The 17,277-nt window shown below is 38.3% G+C and carries 15 protein-coding genes; 3 read left to right on the forward strand and 12 right to left on the reverse strand.

What is annotated here, in order from left to right; all coding sequences use genetic code 11:
- The first annotated feature begins 355 nt into the window (after positions 1 to 355).
- A complete protein-coding gene (locus AACX33_RS12735; RefSeq protein ID WP_339406623.1) occupies positions 356 to 1,603 on the forward strand; it encodes a right-handed parallel beta-helix repeat-containing protein in 1,248 nt (415 codons plus the stop codon).
- Positions 1,604 to 1,820: 217 nt separating this feature from the next.
- Here AACX33_RS12735 and AACX33_RS12740 read toward each other — a convergent pair whose 3' ends face one another.
- The 12 genes from AACX33_RS12740 to AACX33_RS12790 all read right to left on the reverse strand — a co-directional run bounded on the left by AACX33_RS12740 (position 1,821) and on the right by AACX33_RS12790 (position 15,168).
- The gene (locus AACX33_RS12740; RefSeq protein ID WP_193997827.1) at positions 1,821 to 3,992 is read right to left on the reverse strand and encodes a GumC family protein; all 2,172 of its coding nucleotides are present in this window, start codon (positions 3,990 to 3,992) and stop codon (positions 1,821 to 1,823) included.
- Positions 3,993 to 4,055: 63 nt separating this feature from the next.
- Positions 4,056 to 4,838 (reverse strand): WecB/TagA/CpsF family glycosyltransferase, encoded by a 783-nt coding sequence (locus tag AACX33_RS12745; RefSeq protein WP_193997826.1) that lies wholly within the window; start codon positions 4,836 to 4,838, stop codon positions 4,056 to 4,058.
- A gap of 58 nt (positions 4,839 to 4,896) precedes the next feature.
- The gene (locus AACX33_RS12750; protein ID WP_227789070.1) at positions 4,897 to 6,069 is read right to left on the reverse strand and encodes a glycosyltransferase family 4 protein; all 1,173 of its coding nucleotides are present in this window, start codon (positions 6,067 to 6,069) and stop codon (positions 4,897 to 4,899) included.
- 23 nt (positions 6,070 to 6,092) lie between these two features.
- Complete coding sequence (locus AACX33_RS12755) at positions 6,093 to 7,403, reverse strand: O-antigen ligase family protein (protein ID WP_193997824.1); 1,311 nt, start codon at positions 7,401 to 7,403, stop codon at positions 6,093 to 6,095.
- Positions 7,403 to 8,509, reverse strand: a complete 1,107-nt coding sequence (locus AACX33_RS12760) for a glycosyltransferase family 4 protein (RefSeq protein ID WP_193997823.1) — start codon at positions 8,507 to 8,509, stop codon at positions 7,403 to 7,405. The genes AACX33_RS12755 and AACX33_RS12760 overlap by 1 nt, the downstream gene beginning before the upstream one ends.
- Before the next feature lie 219 nt (positions 8,510 to 8,728).
- Positions 8,729 to 10,183: an oligosaccharide flippase family protein gene (locus AACX33_RS12765; RefSeq protein WP_193997822.1), complete on the reverse strand. Its 1,455-nt coding sequence runs from the start codon at positions 10,181 to 10,183 to the stop codon at positions 8,729 to 8,731.
- 3 nt (positions 10,184 to 10,186) lie between these two features.
- Positions 10,187 to 10,738: a hypothetical protein gene (locus AACX33_RS12770; RefSeq protein ID WP_228048715.1), complete on the reverse strand. Its 552-nt coding sequence runs from the start codon at positions 10,736 to 10,738 to the stop codon at positions 10,187 to 10,189.
- The gene (locus tag AACX33_RS26515) at positions 10,693 to 10,866 is read right to left on the reverse strand and encodes a glycosyltransferase family 2 protein (protein WP_227789072.1); all 174 of its coding nucleotides are present in this window, start codon (positions 10,864 to 10,866) and stop codon (positions 10,693 to 10,695) included. The genes AACX33_RS12770 and AACX33_RS26515 overlap by 46 nt, the downstream gene beginning before the upstream one ends.
- Positions 10,867 to 10,884: 18 nt before the next feature.
- Positions 10,885 to 12,324 carry a sugar transferase gene (locus tag AACX33_RS12775; protein WP_193997821.1) on the reverse strand — a complete coding sequence of 480 codons (1,440 nt, stop codon included), beginning with the start codon at positions 12,322 to 12,324 and terminating at the stop codon, positions 10,885 to 10,887.
- A gap of 1,172 nt (positions 12,325 to 13,496) precedes the next feature.
- Positions 13,497 to 14,729 carry an NAD(P)/FAD-dependent oxidoreductase gene (locus AACX33_RS12780; RefSeq protein ID WP_193997820.1) on the reverse strand — a complete coding sequence of 411 codons (1,233 nt, stop codon included), beginning with the start codon at positions 14,727 to 14,729 and terminating at the stop codon, positions 13,497 to 13,499.
- A 52-nt stretch (positions 14,730 to 14,781) separates the two neighbouring features.
- Positions 14,782 to 14,946, reverse strand: coding sequence for a rubredoxin (gene rd, locus AACX33_RS12785; protein WP_193997819.1), 165 nt, complete (start codon positions 14,944 to 14,946; stop codon positions 14,782 to 14,784).
- Between the two features lie 27 nt (positions 14,947 to 14,973).
- Positions 14,974 to 15,168 (reverse strand): hypothetical protein, encoded by a 195-nt coding sequence (locus AACX33_RS12790; protein WP_193997818.1) that lies wholly within the window; start codon positions 15,166 to 15,168, stop codon positions 14,974 to 14,976.
- A 739-nt stretch (positions 15,169 to 15,907) separates the two neighbouring features.
- Between AACX33_RS12790 and AACX33_RS12795 the strand changes: the two genes are divergently transcribed.
- A complete protein-coding gene (locus AACX33_RS12795) occupies positions 15,908 to 16,465 on the forward strand; it encodes an SRPBCC family protein (protein ID WP_193997817.1) in 558 nt (185 codons plus the stop codon).
- Positions 16,466 to 16,470: 5 nt separating this feature from the next.
- Positions 16,471 to 17,046 (forward strand): DUF924 family protein, encoded by a 576-nt coding sequence (locus AACX33_RS12800; protein WP_193997816.1) that lies wholly within the window; start codon positions 16,471 to 16,473, stop codon positions 17,044 to 17,046.
- The last annotated feature ends 231 nt before the right edge of the window (positions 17,047 to 17,277 follow it).

Here is a 17,277-nt window from a genome sequence, read left to right on the forward strand (position 1 = left end):
TAAATCTAAAGCAGGTTTTTTTTCTTTAGTCATCAGTACAATTTCTTACTTAAGTTTACTTACGTGTAGAGTTATAAATAAAAATACTGTATAAGTAATTAAACTATATTTTTGCGAAGAATCATTTTTTGGAATACGATAAGTTAGTGATTACACGGTTGGCACACTGATTTATTCAAGGTTACTTTAAGTTACAGTATTTATAAAAAGTCATCTCCTCGTGGTAATTAAAAGTTTCAGTTTCACCGCATCTCTGCTACTTCCGTTGGTATTAAGTAGTTCAACTAACTTCCAAGCACCGTCTTTATTCGCAGATGCGACACCGTTCTTTAACTTTCAACAAATGAGATCCACGTTGACTTGGACTACTACTGCTCCGACAACATATTATGTCAGTGGTGAAGGTAGCGACACCAATACTGGACTCTCTACTTCATCACCCTTCAGGACAATTCAACAAGCAGCGAATCTGACTAAACCTGGGGACACAGTACTCATTATGAACGGAGTTTACACAAATTCCGATCCTTGGGGGCAGGTAATATTAATAACACGCTCAGGAACCCCAAATGCTTGGATTAAGTTTCAAGCATATAGTGGACATTCACCGAAACTAAAACACAATGGATGGAATGGAATTTTAATTAGAGATGGCGCATCGTATATTGAGATCAACGGGCTGGAAGTAGAAGGGAACAATAATAATGTCACCCTTGAGTATGCCATGAGTCAGAAGAGTAACGGAAATAATCCACTAACGAATGGCAACTGCATCCATATTGATGGACGACAGAATGGTCATCCTCATCACATAAATCTTCTTAATAACAAAGTTCATGGTTGCGGTGGTGGTGGCATTGCAGTAGTTCAAGCGGACTATGTAAAAGTAGATAATAATGAGGTTTTTAATAATGCTTGGTACTCTGTTTATGCCAATAGTGGCATTTCATTTTATCAAAATTGGAATCATAGCCAAAGCTTCGGTTACAGCATATCTGTGACGAACAACACGGTTTACAACAATCGGCAGTATATTCCCTGGATTGCGACTGGGACTATCACTGATGGTAATGGCATTATTATCGATGATGGCAGGAATACACAGAACGGCTCGACTCTAGGTGTGTATACAGGAAAAACTATTGTTGCCAACAATGTTGCATTTAAAAATGGTGGTTCAGGTATACATACCTTTTTAAGTGATCGTGTTGACATTATTAACAACACCACTTATTTGAACAACCAAAGTCCCGAAATTCAGGATGGGCAAATATTTGCTAATCAGTCATCTGAAGTCAAAATTTGGAACAATATCTTATATGCTTACCCTGGCAAAAAAGTAAATTCGGATTGGAACAATAATAATGTCAGTTATAACTACAACATATATGCCAATACTTCCGCTATAACTGTTCTTGGTTCCCAGGATATTATTGCAGACCCACAATTCGTCAATCCCTCAATTGCCGACTTCAGACTAAAACCAACGAGTCCAGCGATCAACACTGGTTACTCTTGGACTGGTTTGAAAACGGATTTATTAGGCAAGTCTCGTCCTTCTGGCAATCGATACGATAGAGGCGCATACGAATATCAGTTCTAGTTCAAGAGATATAGTACTTTGTAAATGAAGTACACATCTTAAATATGATAAGTCTTGTGGGGGAGGGCAAATATGCCCTCTCTTGTGTACCTCACTCAGATGAAATATACTGTAGCATTGAGTTATATGGCAAAATCCTGATCTATCAACAAATTTCTGCCTCCTAGAGATTTGTAAAAGGGGTAAATTTAACCCACATAACTCAAGCTAAAACCATCTATTTTGCCAACTCTTCAACATGAACATATTCTTTGGCATGATACGGATTAATAATAGATTCATTTTTTTCACTGACTCCATTAACCAATAAACCTAAGACATTATGACCGGAACGCTCTAACATCTCTTGAGCAGCATGAGCGCTACTAGAGTCAATTACTCCAGTCCGAGCAACTAATATAATGCCGTCAGTCATTTGGCTGAGAGTCAGAGCATCGGCGGCAATCAGCATAGGAGGAGCATCAAGAATTACAAAGTCATACTCGGCTGAAAAACTATTGATTAAAGATGCCATTCGTTTAGAATCAAGCAAAGCTAGCGGATTGGGAGGTCTCACTCCAGCAGTTAAGATATCAAGACCATCCATTACCTTACACGCAGCAGTTTTAAACTCAGCCTGACCAACAAGTACTTCACTCAAACCTGCTGCATTGGTTAATTGCCAAATATGATGCTGAGAAGGGACGCGCATATCTGCATCAATTAGTAACACTCGACGACCTAGTTGAGCGATCGCTGCTGCTAAATTAGCTGAAACTGTAGACTTACCTTCTTGTGGAACTGCACTAGTCACCACAATAGTTTTTAGCACTTTATCTGAACTCAAAAATCTCAGATTCGCTTGAATCATCCGGTACATTTCGCTTGTGAGAGAGTGGGGTGTATCCCTCACAGGAATCTCTGGAATCTTTGATTCCACATCTCGATTATGGGGACGTGCTTTTTTACCAACTAAGGGAATAATTCCCAGCAATGTATATCCAAATATCTCTCTGATTTCCTGAATTGTTTTGAGAGACCTATCTCTCATTTCCAGCAATAAAATCGTCGTAATTGACAAAAACGTCCCGAAGAGGAAGCCGATAATCACAATTAATAATTTCGTCCCTGATGATGACTTTTCGGGAACTAAAGCGTGAACAATGATCCGGGCAATCGATGTATTTTTATTGGCTGATAACTTTAACTCTTGAAACTGTTTTAATAGAGCTTGATATGTAAATTGAGCTAATTCAACTGCCTGTTCTAGCTGATTTTCTTTTTCTTTTAACTGGGGGATTATTTCTATTCTATTTTCGTAGATTTTACGAGAACTATACAGGGAATCTAGTTTTTTGGCTAAACTTAAGCGTTGCACTTCTGCTGCCAAAAAATCGCTAATCAGATTTTGTTTAAGTTCACCAATTTGCAATAGTCCTTGGGAAACTGATATTTGACTACCAATAGTCTGTTCAATTTGTTCTTGCAGAAGGGACTCTAAGTTAGTTTTTTGCTCTTCTAGTAAAATAATTGAGGGGTTTTCATTTTGGAATCGACTACCTTCAGTTGCTAACTTTCGCTCTATCTCTTGAAGTTGTGCCATAATTCCTTGCACTGCGGGTGATTGACTTAAAAGAATCACATTGAGTGCCTGCTCCTCATTCAGAGCTACTTGATTACTCAGAGCATTTCTCTGGGCAATTACCTGGTCTAAATCCGACCGAATATTAGCAATCTGACTATCTAAATTAGTCATTAACTCTATTGCTGAATTAGATTCTTGTGATAGGTTGACAACTTTATTTTTTTCTTTAAATTCACGTAGTGCTAATTCAGCTTTTCGTACAGCAGCTTCATTTTGAGGTAATTCTTTGGCAATAAACTGTCGAGTTTCTTTTGCTTCGGCTCTACTGGTAAGGATATCATTTTCTATATAAACATTCATCAATTTATTAACTACTGCCGCCGCTGCTTCCGGGTCTTTACTTTGATATGTCAGACTTAAAACATCCGTTCCCCCAATAATTCTTAATGACAGAGATCTCTGGAGGTCCTCTATTTTCAATCGTTCTCCTTTATCGTCTGTTAGTTGCAAATCGTCTAATACTTTTTGCAAAATAGCAGGTGAAAAAATCACCTCTATTTCTGTATTGATGGGATTCTGGCTAGATACAACAGACTTCAAATTACCATCATTATCTGTGCCACCAAGCAGGTTTGCTCCTACTATTTTAGGGGGAGCTTTGAATATAAGTTTTCCTTCTGCTACATAGGATGGCTTCACTAAGGTGGTCATTAATACACTAGCCGCAACTGTTGCAGCCAATATACCTAATCCTAGCCACCTATGACGTTTCAAGCTAGATAAATATTTGCTTAAGTGTATATCTACTGTTTCTCTGGATTGCATAAAATTTTTAGCACTTAGGTTCTAAAATCAAGCATCAGACAATTTTTTCTTAGGATACTATTATTATAGTCCCAGCCAACTACCAATCAATTGAATCGTAAAAAATAAGATATAACGAGGATTATGCAAAAAATAGCGTTTCCATAAGCGTCTTGGTTCCATGATCAGCCTAAATAACCACTCTAAACCTATTTTTTGCATCCACATTGGAGCCTGCTTCACACGACCAGAATGAAAATCAAAAGCAGCACCGACACCTAGCATCACGGCTGGAATCTGATCTTTATGTTCCGCAATCCACAATTCTTGTCGAGGACAGCCAATACCTACAAACAGAATTTGCGCTCCTGATTCAGCAATTTGGCGGGTGTAAGCAGCATCTTCTTCTGGACTCAATTTACGGAAAGGCGGTGAAATTTGGCAAACAATATTAATCCCCCGAAACTTTTTTTCTAAAAATCCAGCAAATGCAGCTAAACTTTCTGGTGTACCCCCATAAAGAGCAATGGAAATATTCATCAATGTTGCCGCTTCACACACATATAAGGTGAGAGTCGGACCGTAAACTCGCGATGTTTCTTTGACACCGAGAGATCCTAAAGCCCATACTAAAGGCATCCCATCCGGCGCAACCAAATCAGCACTGTTAACTGTTTGAGCAAATTTGGGGTTATCAAAGGTTTCCATCGTCATGTGGACGTTAGCAAGACAAACACATTTGCTCTGTTTTTTTTCAGCCCAAGCTAAAATTCTTTCAGTTGCGTCTTTGTAGCTAGTAGCATCCACACGCATACCGAGAATATAACGATGTTCTAAGGGCGATATCTCTTTGAGTTTAGATTGCATATTGGGCTATCTCCAAATTGTCATAATGGGAAAGTTTGAGAAAATTGTAGATATTTGATTAGATTATCTTTTTTTTGCGACTAAAATTAGTTTTTTCTTTAATTATTGATGTATACACATCTAACAGGGAATTCATGTAATTTTTGATGTCTAAGTACTCAATACTAGTACGAGCCGCACTTCCCAATGAATATCTTAAGGCTTGATTTCTAATGAGGATTTGTATGGCTTCAACTAACTGTTCCTGATTTCCTGGTTCTACTATGAGACCATTTTTATTGTGATCAATTACTTCAGGGATGCCACCAACTGGCGTTACAATCACAGGCAAACCCCAAGCCATAGCCTCTAACATTGACATAGGAAGACCTTCATTATAGGAAGGCAAGACAAATGCATCTGCTTCTGCCATGAGAGCATCTCTCTGTGCAGGATTTAACCACTCATAAATAGTAATTTTGTTTTCAATTCCTAGTTCTTTGATGAGATTTTGAGCTATTTCTAAATCTCCATTTCCTGCCAAAACTAATTCTGCACAATTCTTATCTGATTCTGGCAATGCTGCCAATGCCCTAATCAAATCAAATGCTCCTTTATCTTGCTTAGGAAAAGCAATAATAGACTTAGCTAAATCTAGTGCGCCGCCACGTTTGCCAATCAGCCCCAAAAAAATAAATTTTACCAAAGGATGTCCCTGACGATCTGGAACATTCGATGGAAATTTCACAGGATTATGTAGGACTGTAATTTGACTTTCTTCCAACTGAAATACTTTTGAATAATAAGATTTCCAACTTTCAGATAGGGCGATAAACTTATTACATTTACCAAATAAGTTTCCTAAAAAATACTGTATCAAACTAGGAAGTCCAGCATAAAATTCTTGAAATGTTGCACCGTGAGCATGAAGAATAAAAGGCTGGCGAAAAATTAATAAAATCAGTACAATGATTGCTTTGCGAAGAGTACTGCCTCGTTCAGCAAAATGAATGTGAACTATGTCAGCTTCTGCTTGCAGCAAAGCCCACACAAGTTTCTTAATTGCTTTGATAAATACTATAGCGTTATGCCGTGCAGATCCGGGGGCAAATGTGCCAACATGGTGAACTTGTAATTCTGGAGGTAGATGATCGAGAATTAGTTTTTCAACTGATGTAATTCCTCCCTGGATATCGAGACTAGCACCAAGCATTAATACTCTAATTCTTTCTGGTGGATTGTTATTAGTCATATCCATATTTTTTGGCAACATAATTATTTATATAGAGTATTTTTAAATTTCTTTTTGTTATCTCTAACTCCTGGTATTTCCTGCGTTAAACCAGAGTCAATTACTGGTGATTGAGGTACGCGTAATCCAAAGAATATTGAGAATTGAATTACCAAGAAAAAATCGTTTTGGATAATTAATGTACTTTCTGTAAAATTGGCTAGGACAATATATATGAGATATATTACTGGCCAAAAGCCATCAGGAGTTTTAACGAATCGGAGATAATTTAGTCCCTTCCATAAACTCGTGAAAAATCCGACCAGATATATTGATAAGCCTACGAATCCCAACTCTAGCAAGAGATCGAAATAACCATTATGGCTGTTTGGAGATTTCCAACCAGCTCCGTACCAGACATAGGCAGAGTGACCCTGTAAGCCTAACCAGAAAGCACCAAATCCATAACCCAACCAAGGACGTTCCCAAATTTTATCAAAGATATATGGCCACATATTTGTTCGACCAGTTAGCGTTAAATCTTTACCGAATAAAGCTGCGATAGCTTCTGCATTACTCTGCAAAAATATTTGTAAGATTGTGCTTAGTGTGACAAGAGCAACTAAGCCCGGAATCATATAATCATATCGCCACCGGACAACACGAACTAAAGATAATACCAAGGTCATGATAAAAACATTCCCTAGTGGGGATGATGAGCCTGACCTGATGATTAAGAAGATTGATAAAATGCTCATGAACAAATAAAAGTTCCTTCTTTTTTGTGTTTCCAACGCCATTAATAAAAACACAAATACACTGGGAGCCATGACTTTGCCCAGAACATTTTTATGATAATAAATTCCCCGCCAAGCTCCCCAATGAACTCCAGTCATTCGCCCGTATTTTGGCAATCCTAGAATAAATACACAACTTGCGAATATAGCTATACCAAATGTCCATGCTAGAAGTTGCAACTGCTCTTTTAAAGTGTAGCGACTGGCTAAGTAAAGTGAAAAAAGAGTTGTCCCAAAAAGGGCTATACTACGGGTTCTAGTGAGATTCGGCACATCAGACCAAAAAATGGAGAACAGAGCCAGGATGACCAAGGCCCATATCAACCCATCTTTAGTTATGACATTAATTACTTTTTTCCAACGCAAGACAAGTAAACAAAAGGTAACCAGATAAATCACTAAAAAGACCAACTGAACCACGGCAAAATCAGCAGATCCTCCTGATCCATCTCCTTCGCTCATACCTCCTGCCGCGATCACAACTAATGGCCCGCCAGAATAATGTAATAACGATAGAACTGTAAAAGCTTTTTCGGCAAATAACAGATTTTTTTTCATCAGCCAAATTGTGGGGTATTTTTGCTGGTGATGGCTTTACTGTAAACCTCTACAGTTTGAGCAGCAATATTTGACCAATTCAAATCTTCTTGACAGCGAGCCAATGCTCCTTTCTGCATCTTGTGTTGCAAGTTAGAATCACTCAACAGCCGAATGATCGCATTAGCCAAAGCATGAATATCTTGAGGTGGCACAAGCAGACCATCTTGTTCGTGTCGAATCATTTCCCCTAAACCGCCGATATTGGATGCAATAACTGGCGTTCCCATAGCATAGGCAATTGCCGCTACTCCACTTTGGGAAGATTCAATATAGGGCAGAACTACTGCCGCACTGCGCTTAAATAAAGCTGCGACAGCTTCAACAGGGATAAAATTGTGTAAAACTTCGCAGCGTGTTCTATCCCAATAATTCAAGAGTTGATCGATATTTTCTCCCCGTCCTGCAATAATTAACTTGACTTCGGGAATACGTTCAGCAACCAGAGGCATGGCTTGCAATAAATATTTCAAACCTTTATAAGGCCAAATGCGTCCGAAAAATAGCAGTGTGTAAGGTTCGCGAGGATATACTGTATCATCTGCCCAGTGTTGAAACAGAGTGCCAAGTTCTCCATGGGGCAGAACATTAATTCGTTTTTCAGGTAAGCGGAATTGTTGTGTTAGAACGTCCTTAAGCAATTTAGAGTGGACAATTAGCTGCTGAGAACGATAGAAAGCTATTCTGCGCGTATACTCGGAACCTGGGATCAGATCGCGATCGCCTGGGTGACGGAATACGTCGTGAATAGTAGTAACTAAAGGTGGCATTTTGTTTAGCAACAGCGTCAAGTCATACCAAGGTTCGTTAGTCTCCTGAACGTGCAGTACATCCGGTTGTACCTCTCTAATGAGGTGCATCATTTTATTCATTACAAGTAGATTGCGCGGATCACGAGTACGGGGTTTTTTTAACCGAAATACACGGATGCGTGGATCTAAAATATCTTTACTTATGGCTGACACTTTTTCGGTTTGAATTAGATTCAAATCAATGTATTCGGCTAAGCTATTTGCCAATTGTATACTGTATTCATCAAAACCAAAATGCAATAAACAAATTTTCATTTTTTTATGTATCATCTAACACGAAGTTTCTGTAATATTTGGCGTGGCGTAGCCATACTGCACATTATTTTGACCCCTCCCAACCTCCAATTACCTTCACGTAGTGTCTCCTTTAGGAAAAGGGCTGTAGGGATCAGGAGAGTTTCCGCAGTTCATGGGGTTCTTTCTATGGGTCTTCATATGGAAATGGTATAGTTTTATATTTAATAATTAGTAATTTCATCTTTTAGGTACAGTTTTATTCCATGCATTTGAAATTTTCTGCCACGTAGAAAGGTAACCTCCAAGTGCATAAATAGCAATTAAACTAGCAAATACAAGATAAAAAGAAGTGGCGATTATCAGAGTTATTAAGAAATTTAAACTCAGATTTTTCAGGACAAATAGAACAATAGACATTAATCCACAGATGATTAATGGGCGACGAAAAACCCGCCATAAACGCAATGAAAATAGCCGACTATATACAGCATACATAAGTAAGCTCAGGTTAGTAAAAGCCATTACCCAACTCATGAATGCTGCACCGACTAATTTAAATTGAGAAACCAATACTATACCTGCCAATCCACCAACAACAGTTGTGACAACTACTTCTATGAGGTTAAATTTCTCAAATCCATTAGCAATCAGTACATAGCTGAAGGTTCGAGAAAATATGGATGTAATAAGTGTTAGCGAAATAATCCGTAAAATTACATTTGCCTGGAGAAAATTTTCTTCTTGATAAACAAATATTAGCAATTCATTGCCAAAAAATAATAGCCCTACTAAAAAAGGTAACGCCATACAAAGTAGCATTTCAATAATATTTTCAGTCACTTGGCGCTGCTGTTCACGTCCTAAATCTACTGCTTTTGACATACCAGGAAATGCTGCCAACATTAAACTACTAGCAATAATAAAGAAGGGTTGCATCAGTTGTCCTACTGCACCATAAAGACCTACGAACAACTCGCTACCTAAAAGAGATATGATAAGTACATCGGTCTTACTGGCAATAATTCCTATACCTTCAATAGCAAAAAATGTTCTAGCATTCTTGGTGGTATTCCACATGAAATTTGGACTAATTTGCCACTTTGGTTTAACTATTTTAATTAGCAACAGCCATTCTATCGCCAGAATCAAAAATTCTGAAATTACCAAGATTCCAGCAATATGTTTAATGCCATAATTCAATTGCATTACCCAAAGCATGGCTACTAAACGCAGTATGTAAACTGGTACTGTAGATACAGCTATTAGGTACATTCTTTCTTGAGCTTGAAAAATCGCTTCTGTGATGTTAGAAAGCGCAAAAGGCACGATAGTTAAGCCCAGAATATAGCAAATAACTGAAGTATCAGAAGCATAGGGTAATAAGAATACAACAATAACTAGTAATACATAACCAATGATGCTGAAAATTAACTGCAATATAGAACCACTAACCAGATAAACAGGCGTTTCTGTGGGATTGCGAGCTAGTTCTCTGGTAAATAAGGTTTTAAGTCCTTGGGAAAAGAGGTTGACAAAAATGTAGTAGTAGCTGATTGCTAGTAAGTATTGCCCTAGTACATGAGCGCCTAGATTACGAGCTATGGCTGCACTAATTACGAAAGTTGTAAATCCCTGTGTTAAACGATTTACTAAAAGTGACAATGAATTTTTTAGGAGCTTTTTTTGTCCCATTATTTAATTTATTGACTTATTAATTTTAGGTTTTCCAGGTTTTTTTTTGGCATGATACAGCAATTTCAATGCTGATTTATTTCCCAATAAATAATATTGAATTCTGCGGTCAATTATCCCTGGGATTTGAAAGAAAACGTGGATAAAAAAATAGGGGTTGTATACCATCTGAATCAAGGCAGATAACCATTTTTTTTGCTTTAGCGGTTCAACTACACGGTAATAAGCTAAGTTTCTTTTGAAGACTGTAAAACTTTTGGACAAAGCTCGAAATAAATTAGGATAACTGTGAACTGCATCCTCTTCTCTAATGAATTTTTCAATTTTATGACAAGATTTCTCAAGATTTTTTCTGGGACTTGAGGATACTAAAGAACCTGACCGGGAGCGATAGAAATAATATGGTTCAGGTACAAGTACAAAGCGTGCGCCATCAATTAAGCACTTTAAGTCTAACCAAAAATCTTCAGCTATATCTAGCTTCTCATCATACTGAATACCATTTTGAATTAAAAAATTTCGTTTGAACAAGGGCTTTGATAACCCCAGATGCAAACCCTGTTTTCCATTACAACAATAATTTCAATGTTATTCAGAGTTTGTAATAATACAGACTCTATTGATTGGGCAATATAAGTTTCAGTGTTATATGCCGGAATAATCACAGATACGTCAGGTTTCATATTTTTTTGTGCCTATTTTTAATATGCTCCTTCTTTTTTTAAAACAACGCTAATTGTTTTGAGCAAAATTTCAAAATCTAATCGCAGTGACCAATTTTCAATGTAGCTAATATCAAGATTTATGACTTGCTCAAAATCGAGCATATCTGAACGTCCGGAAACTTGCCATAGTCCGGTAATTCCAGGTAAAACTTCATGACGAATAAAATGGCTTTCAGAAAAATTATCGACATCTCTAGTTGGTAAAGGGCGAGGACCAACTAGACTCATCTCCCCGCATAAAACGTTAAAGAGTTGAGGCAATTCATCCAAACTATAACGACGCAGAAATTTACCTATATGAGTAATGCGAGGATCTTCTTTTATTTTAAAGAGGATACCATCTTTTGTTTCATTTAAAGCTTCTAGTTCTTTTTGTAATTTTTCTGCATCAGCCCTCATAGTACGGAACTTCCATACTTGGAATGTTTGTCCATGTAAACCTACACGAGTCTGTCTATAAAATATCGAACCGGGGGAATCCATTTTTATAGCTAGAGATATTGCTATATAAATGGGAAATGTGAACATGAGGAATAAAGCAGTAAAACAAAAATCAAAAGTTCGCTTGATCCAAAAATCTTTCCCTGTAATAACTGCACAAGGAAAATTTATACAAGTCATTCCACCTATTTTTTGAAAATCGACTTTTCGATGAATTCGTTTTAATTCCATTGGTAAAATGTGTACGGTTATACCATCAACTTCAAATAACCAGTATAAAAACATTCTATTTTTGATAGCATCCCAAGAAATAAAAACTTCTGTGACACCTAATTCTTTCAGCTTTTCTACAGTGTTTTGGCGATAGGATCTATCTAAGGCTTTGGGAGCTTCTATGCCCCGAATGATGTATTTATTTTCTTTGTTTAGTAGACTAATTATTTGTTCATTATCTTGAGAATTACAGATGATAAAAACTGCATTCCGTCCTAATAATTTGATTTGGCGAAAATAGTTGACTGTAACAGCTATTCCTAATCTACCAATGTAGACAAAAAATAAGCTGAATAACCAAGAATATATCAATTCTGAAGTAGTAAGTTCTACAGATGATTCGTGCAGAAAGTGGATTAATATGATTAATCCATGTGCAAAAGTCAGGCTTTTGATAATATTCCAATAGTCATAACGTTTTCGCCCGGTTTGATAATTACCTTCCAAACATAGTGTACCTATTTGAATTAATATTGTTATTAAGTTTGGTAAGTAGTATTCATTTGTATACCAAAGAGAAGGCTCTGAGGCAGTATAATATTCAGCTAATGTCCAAGCAACGAATAGAAAAATGTAATCTAACGATATCAGTGTGATCAATCGCAGCGACCATGAGCCTTTCCGTAGTCTCAGGCGTACAGGCGCACGTAAATCTAGTGCAGCTTCGTTCAATTTATCAACTTTAATACTTTGATTGTTCATAGTTCGTTAACACTGGATCTAAGTTGGCTATGTTAAATACAATCTATGGAAAATGCTCGATTTCAGCACCTCATAACACGGTGTTGTGAAATTTTTTTTACTCTTAAGGTTCAATAAGATACCAAACTTTTTTTCTCAACCAGTAAATGTCTGCACAAAAATTCTATTTTTGTCTGAGCAGAAAGTAGTGATTATGAAAATTAGTGGATGCAGATATCACAGCTTTACAAATTTTTACAACACTGTAAGTCAAACTGTGTTTTACTGATATTGCATCAACAAAATAGGTTTAGATGGAGATTTAATATCTCATTTACAGGGCACATCTCCTCCAGAAACAGTAGATTACACAATTGTACTGATGTACAAATTACCTGATGTTAGCGGTCAAGTTCAGAAAATGTAGATTTTTATTACCTAAATCACATCTTGCACTCATAAAAATTAGCGATTTAATTTAGTTACTCAGTATTAAACCCAAACCTTGATTTAGCGAAAAAAGACCATAAAAATTAGGTAGTTATATCGCCCATCTGTTTACGGTTTCTGGTTCACTACGGAGAGGTGCAAGATACAATCTAAGTCTTATCCTAATATTACTGCAAAGTAAAGTTTATACAAATATTCAATCTTTATGTAACATTTACTAAAACTTTATATTTGAATATGATGGATATTAGGACTTACGCATTGACAGGACAAACCAAATAGGGGGTATGGATTTTAGGCATTAAACCTTGATTTTCCCACACTTTTTAGGCGATGCCTGGGGCGGGCTAAGTCTACGCTATTGATTCAGGGATGTATTGATAAAAGCCTGAAATGTCCTATTTCCGTTAACTCACAAAATCAGAAATTTATACAGTGCGTAAGTCCTAGATATTTTGACCGAAAATAATGGGATACAAGCCCCGTCCTTTTAGGACGGCTTTCTGGTAATATTAGAATATAGTCGCCAGAGGGCATTGGGAGACTTTAAACGAACGTCGAGGGATGGTAAGACTATTTCGGGAGCATCGACCCAATGAAGCGTTAAGGAATCCTCTCTCCTTCAAGAAGAGGAGGTATGTCAAAAACACAATGATGTGTAAAAACGTAATACTCATAAAATTAGGATATTTTGACATTTTGAGTACAATATTGCCTAATTCTATGTATTTATTTATACGATTTTAGCTACTCATGGCGTTGCCAGCTAAATATGAGGTAGTCCAAGCACTTTGGAAGTTAAAACCACCGGTAATGCCATCAATATCTAAAATTTCTCCGGCAAAGTAAAGACCAGGAATTAACTTACTCTCCATTGTCTTAAAGTTGACTTGTTTGAGGTTGACACCGCCGCAGGTGACAAATTCTTCTTTAAACACTCCTTTTCCTTTGATTAAGTATTCTCCTTGAGTCAGTTCTTGCACTAGCTGATTTAATTTTTTGTTGGATATTTCTGCCCACCGCTCTTCTGTGGTAATACCTGCACGGTCTACAATGTATTGCCAAAGGCGGTGGGGTAGATCAACGCCGCGATGCAAGGCGATCGCTTTTTGGCCCCATTGTGTTTTGACGGCTAAGATTTTTTGTCGCCCTTGTTCGGCGCTGAAATCAGGGAGCCAATTGACTAATAATGTGGCTTGATAGCGGTTTTCGTGGAGAAATCTCGCACCCCAAGCCGAAAGTTTGAGGACAGCCGGGCCACTCATACCCCAGTGGGTAATTAATAATGGTCCAGTTTGTTCGAGTGGGGGTTTTCCTGTACCAGCTAACCGTAACTGCACAGTCGGAACACTCACGCCAGCCAATGCTCTGAGATTGGGGTCGGGAATATTAAAGGTAAATAAAGACGGTACAGGGGGTTCGATGTGATGACCAAAGTCCCTGGCAATTTTATAACCCACAGGGTTGCTTCCTGTGGCTAAGAGTAGGCGATCGCACTTTTTCGTTTCTCCCGATTTCAACAGAATTTCAAATCCTGCTTCTGGGTTAACTTTTTTGACGGACACTACTGGTGTTCCCAGGCGTAATTCTACCCCAAATTTGGCTGTGGCTTTAATTAGACATTCCACTATGGTTTCGGAATTATCTGTAATGGGAAACATCCGCCCATCGGCTTCTGTTTTCAGATGTACACCGTGGTCTGTAAACCAAGCGACTGTATCTTGAGCTTGAAAGCGGCTAAAAGCACCCCGCAGAGCTTTTCCACCTCTGGGGTAATTTAGGACTAATCTCTCTGGTTCAAAGCAAGCGTGAGTGACGTTACAGCGTCCTCCACCGGAAATTAGGACTTTCGCCAGTGGTTGACGACTAGCTTCGAGTAACGTGACTTGGGCGTGAGGATTAACTTTAGCACAAGCGATCGCGCCAAAAAATCCGGCCGCCCCACCCCCAATAACTACAATGTTTAACGGCAGCAAATTAAAAAACGTCTCTATATATCAATACCTACTTCTAGGCTAGCCGTTATTTTCACAGTTCTAACAGTTCAAATAAATCTTTTGTCGCGCCGCAAACTGGACAGACCCAATCCTCTGGGATATCTTCAAAGGGTGTTCCTGGGGCTATACCGCTATCAGGATCACCAATTTCGGGGTCATATTCGTAGCCGCAAACACTACATACATACTTTTCCATCGTTTTGTCTTGTTTTATATACTGAGACTACAAGCGCCACCAGGTTCTTTGGACATAGCTAATAATCCCGATGGCGATCGCCCCTAGCAATAATAGTCCAATAACTCCACCTGGAATAAACGTCAAAATGCCAAAACCTCTCAGCACCCAGACGGCTAGCCCAATGCCGAGAAGAACGCCAAAAATTTGGGTTAATGTCCGATTTAAAGAAGATTGATTCACTTAATTGCCCTCTCAAATCAAGATTACCGAAAAATTGGGTATAAAGCCCCGTTGTTTTACGACGGCTTTCAATTTATGAGTGTAGCAATATGCTGCTATAGTAATTGTAGTGGAAAGGTAATCAACCACTTAAAAAACCTAGCCGTCGAAAGACAAAGCACTGAACCTTCTCCCAAAGGGAGAGGCTTCGCCAAGATAATTGAATCTATGCGGTTCTACTGCATTGTTCTAGTTTCCTCCTAGCAGTAGGTAAAAGATTCATAGGGGCTAGACTTGTGTTGAGCGAAGTCGAAACACGAATCAGTATTTTGAAACCAATTGTTTCAAACAAAACAGGACTTGCACTAATGATGCAAATAGGGTAGGGCATACCCGAATTAACGCTTGGGGAGAATCCCACCTCTGGTCTAGATGACGCAAGGACTCTAGGTTAAGTGGTTTCGTTGAGCCAAGAATCCCCATCGATTTATCGCGGGGAGTGTCAATATTCTAGCTGTTGCAATGCCCGATTTTGCTCCAGAAGTAGTGTTATTTTAAAGCTCACTAAGTTATGCTTTTAATAAAAAGTGATAACAAATACAGTTTTTACAGTATAATTCCGGAATAATTCCCTAAAAATGATTGGTTTAGGCAATATAGCAATGGAACTAGAATTTAGTTGGTTGGACTCAATCCTATCTAAGTGGTTCGCAGTTTCAGGGCTGACAGTGGGAGAACTTGAGGAGTAACTGAAATTAATATGTCTGCGTTTCATCTCTCAGACTCGATTATTAAAGGTTTGAATATGCCTTGGAGTCACGAAAAGCAATCGTCGTTGATGCAGGGTGAAATTTTGTTGCAAACGCAATCCCATACAGCCTGGGGTGGATCTGTGACCGCTTGTATGTATTTACCGCTGTTGCGATCGCAAGTATGGCAACAATTAACTGATTACCCTCGTTGGGTACAGTATTTTCCTGATGTCACCAAAAGCGAAGTTTTATCCAGAGGTGAAGTCAAACAACTGTATCAAGTAGCACAAAAAACCTTTTTATTTTTTACAGTTCAAATGGAAATCTATCTTGAGGTTGTAGAATTACTAGGGCAACAAATTGAATTCCGGATGCAAAAAGGAACTTTTGTTGACTTTGCAGCCATTTTAGATTTAAAAGATTTTGGCGATGGCACTTTGTTGGCATATCAAGTCAAAGCTACGCCTAATATCCCCATGCCTTCAATTTTCATTCAACAAGCCATGAATTTTGAATTGCCTGCAAATATGCGTAAAATGCGACAAGTTTTATGTAAGGTTCAATAAAGGTAATGTCACAGGCAAAAACAATTTTGGAATTTTGGTTTGGTTATCCAGATGCACCTGATTATGGCAAACCACAGGCTAATTGGTTTCAGAAAACAGCCGAATTTGATCAGGAAATCCGCAATCAGTTCCTCTGTGATTACCAAAAAGCCGCAGCAGGGTATTTAGACGACTGGATTGATTCAGCCGAAACCTGTTTAGCACTGATTCTACTATTGGATCAGTTTCCCCGAAATATGTTTCGTGGTACGCCTGAAGCCTTTGCAACTGACTGGGAAGCACTTTCAGCCGCCCAACACGCAGTTGTACAAGGCTATGACTGCCAATTTTTGCCTGTGCAACGCTGGTTTATTTATTTACCTTTTGAACACAGTGAAAACCTTACCCATCAGCGTCAGGGTGTCAAGCTATTTCAGCAACTGAGTCATGATGCTGATAGTGTGAAAGCAATTGAAAACTCATTTATTCATCAAGAAATAATTGCGCGTTTCGGGCGTTTTCCTCATCGTAATAGCATTTTAGGACGGACTTCCACTGCATCGGAAGAGGAGTTTTTGCAGCAGCCAAGTTCATGGTTTTAGGCTAATTGGTGATCAAGTTCAGTTACAGCGATTTTCGGGTAAATGAATTACATTTTTTGTTTCACGCAGAGGCGCAGAGGCGCAGAGAGGAATCAAGAGTGTGGTCTAAATACATGAAAACTGCTGTAATTCTTGACGATTACTACAATCAAGCAACCGCCCAGAAGGTTAAGACATCAATGGATAATCAAACTTAGACACCCTCCCCACTCCCTACTCCCCACTCCCCAC

The sequence above is a fragment of the Nodularia sp. LEGE 04288 genome (assembly GCF_963896525.1).
GTDB lineage: Bacteria > Cyanobacteriota > Cyanobacteriia > Cyanobacteriales > Nostocaceae > Nodularia.

What these genes read in the sequence shown, in the direction of transcription:
- AACX33_RS12740 (WP_193997827.1), bottom strand. Translation starts at nt 3,992, where the DNA reads ATGCAATCCAGAGAAACAGTAGATATACACTTAAGCAAATATTTATCT.
- AACX33_RS12745 (WP_193997826.1), bottom strand. Translation starts at nt 4,838, where the DNA reads ATGCAATCTAAACTCAAAGAGATATCGCCCTTAGAACATCGTTATATT.
- AACX33_RS12750 (WP_227789070.1), bottom strand. Translation starts at nt 6,069, where the DNA reads ATGACTAATAACAATCCACCAGAAAGAATTAGAGTATTAATGCTTGGT.
- AACX33_RS12755 (WP_193997824.1), bottom strand. Translation starts at nt 7,403, where the DNA reads ATGAAAAAAAATCTGTTATTTGCCGAAAAAGCTTTTACAGTTCTATCG.
- AACX33_RS12760 (WP_193997823.1), bottom strand. Translation starts at nt 8,509, where the DNA reads ATGAAAATTTGTTTATTGCATTTTGGTTTTGATGAATACAGTATACAA.
- AACX33_RS12765 (WP_193997822.1), bottom strand. Translation starts at nt 10,183, where the DNA reads ATGGGACAAAAAAAGCTCCTAAAAAATTCATTGTCACTTTTAGTAAAT.
- AACX33_RS26515 (WP_227789072.1), bottom strand. Translation starts at nt 10,866, where the DNA reads ATGAAACCTGACGTATCTGTGATTATTCCGGCATATAACACTGAAACT.
- AACX33_RS12775 (WP_193997821.1), bottom strand. Translation starts at nt 12,324, where the DNA reads ATGAACAATCAAAGTATTAAAGTTGATAAATTGAACGAAGCTGCACTA.
- rd (WP_193997819.1), bottom strand. Translation starts at nt 14,946, where the DNA reads ATGGAAAAGTATGTATGTAGTGTTTGCGGCTACGAATATGACCCCGAA.
- AACX33_RS12795 (WP_193997817.1), top strand. Translation starts at nt 15,908, where the DNA reads ATGTCTGCGTTTCATCTCTCAGACTCGATTATTAAAGGTTTGAATATG.
- AACX33_RS12800 (WP_193997816.1), top strand. Translation starts at nt 16,471, where the DNA reads ATGTCACAGGCAAAAACAATTTTGGAATTTTGGTTTGGTTATCCAGAT.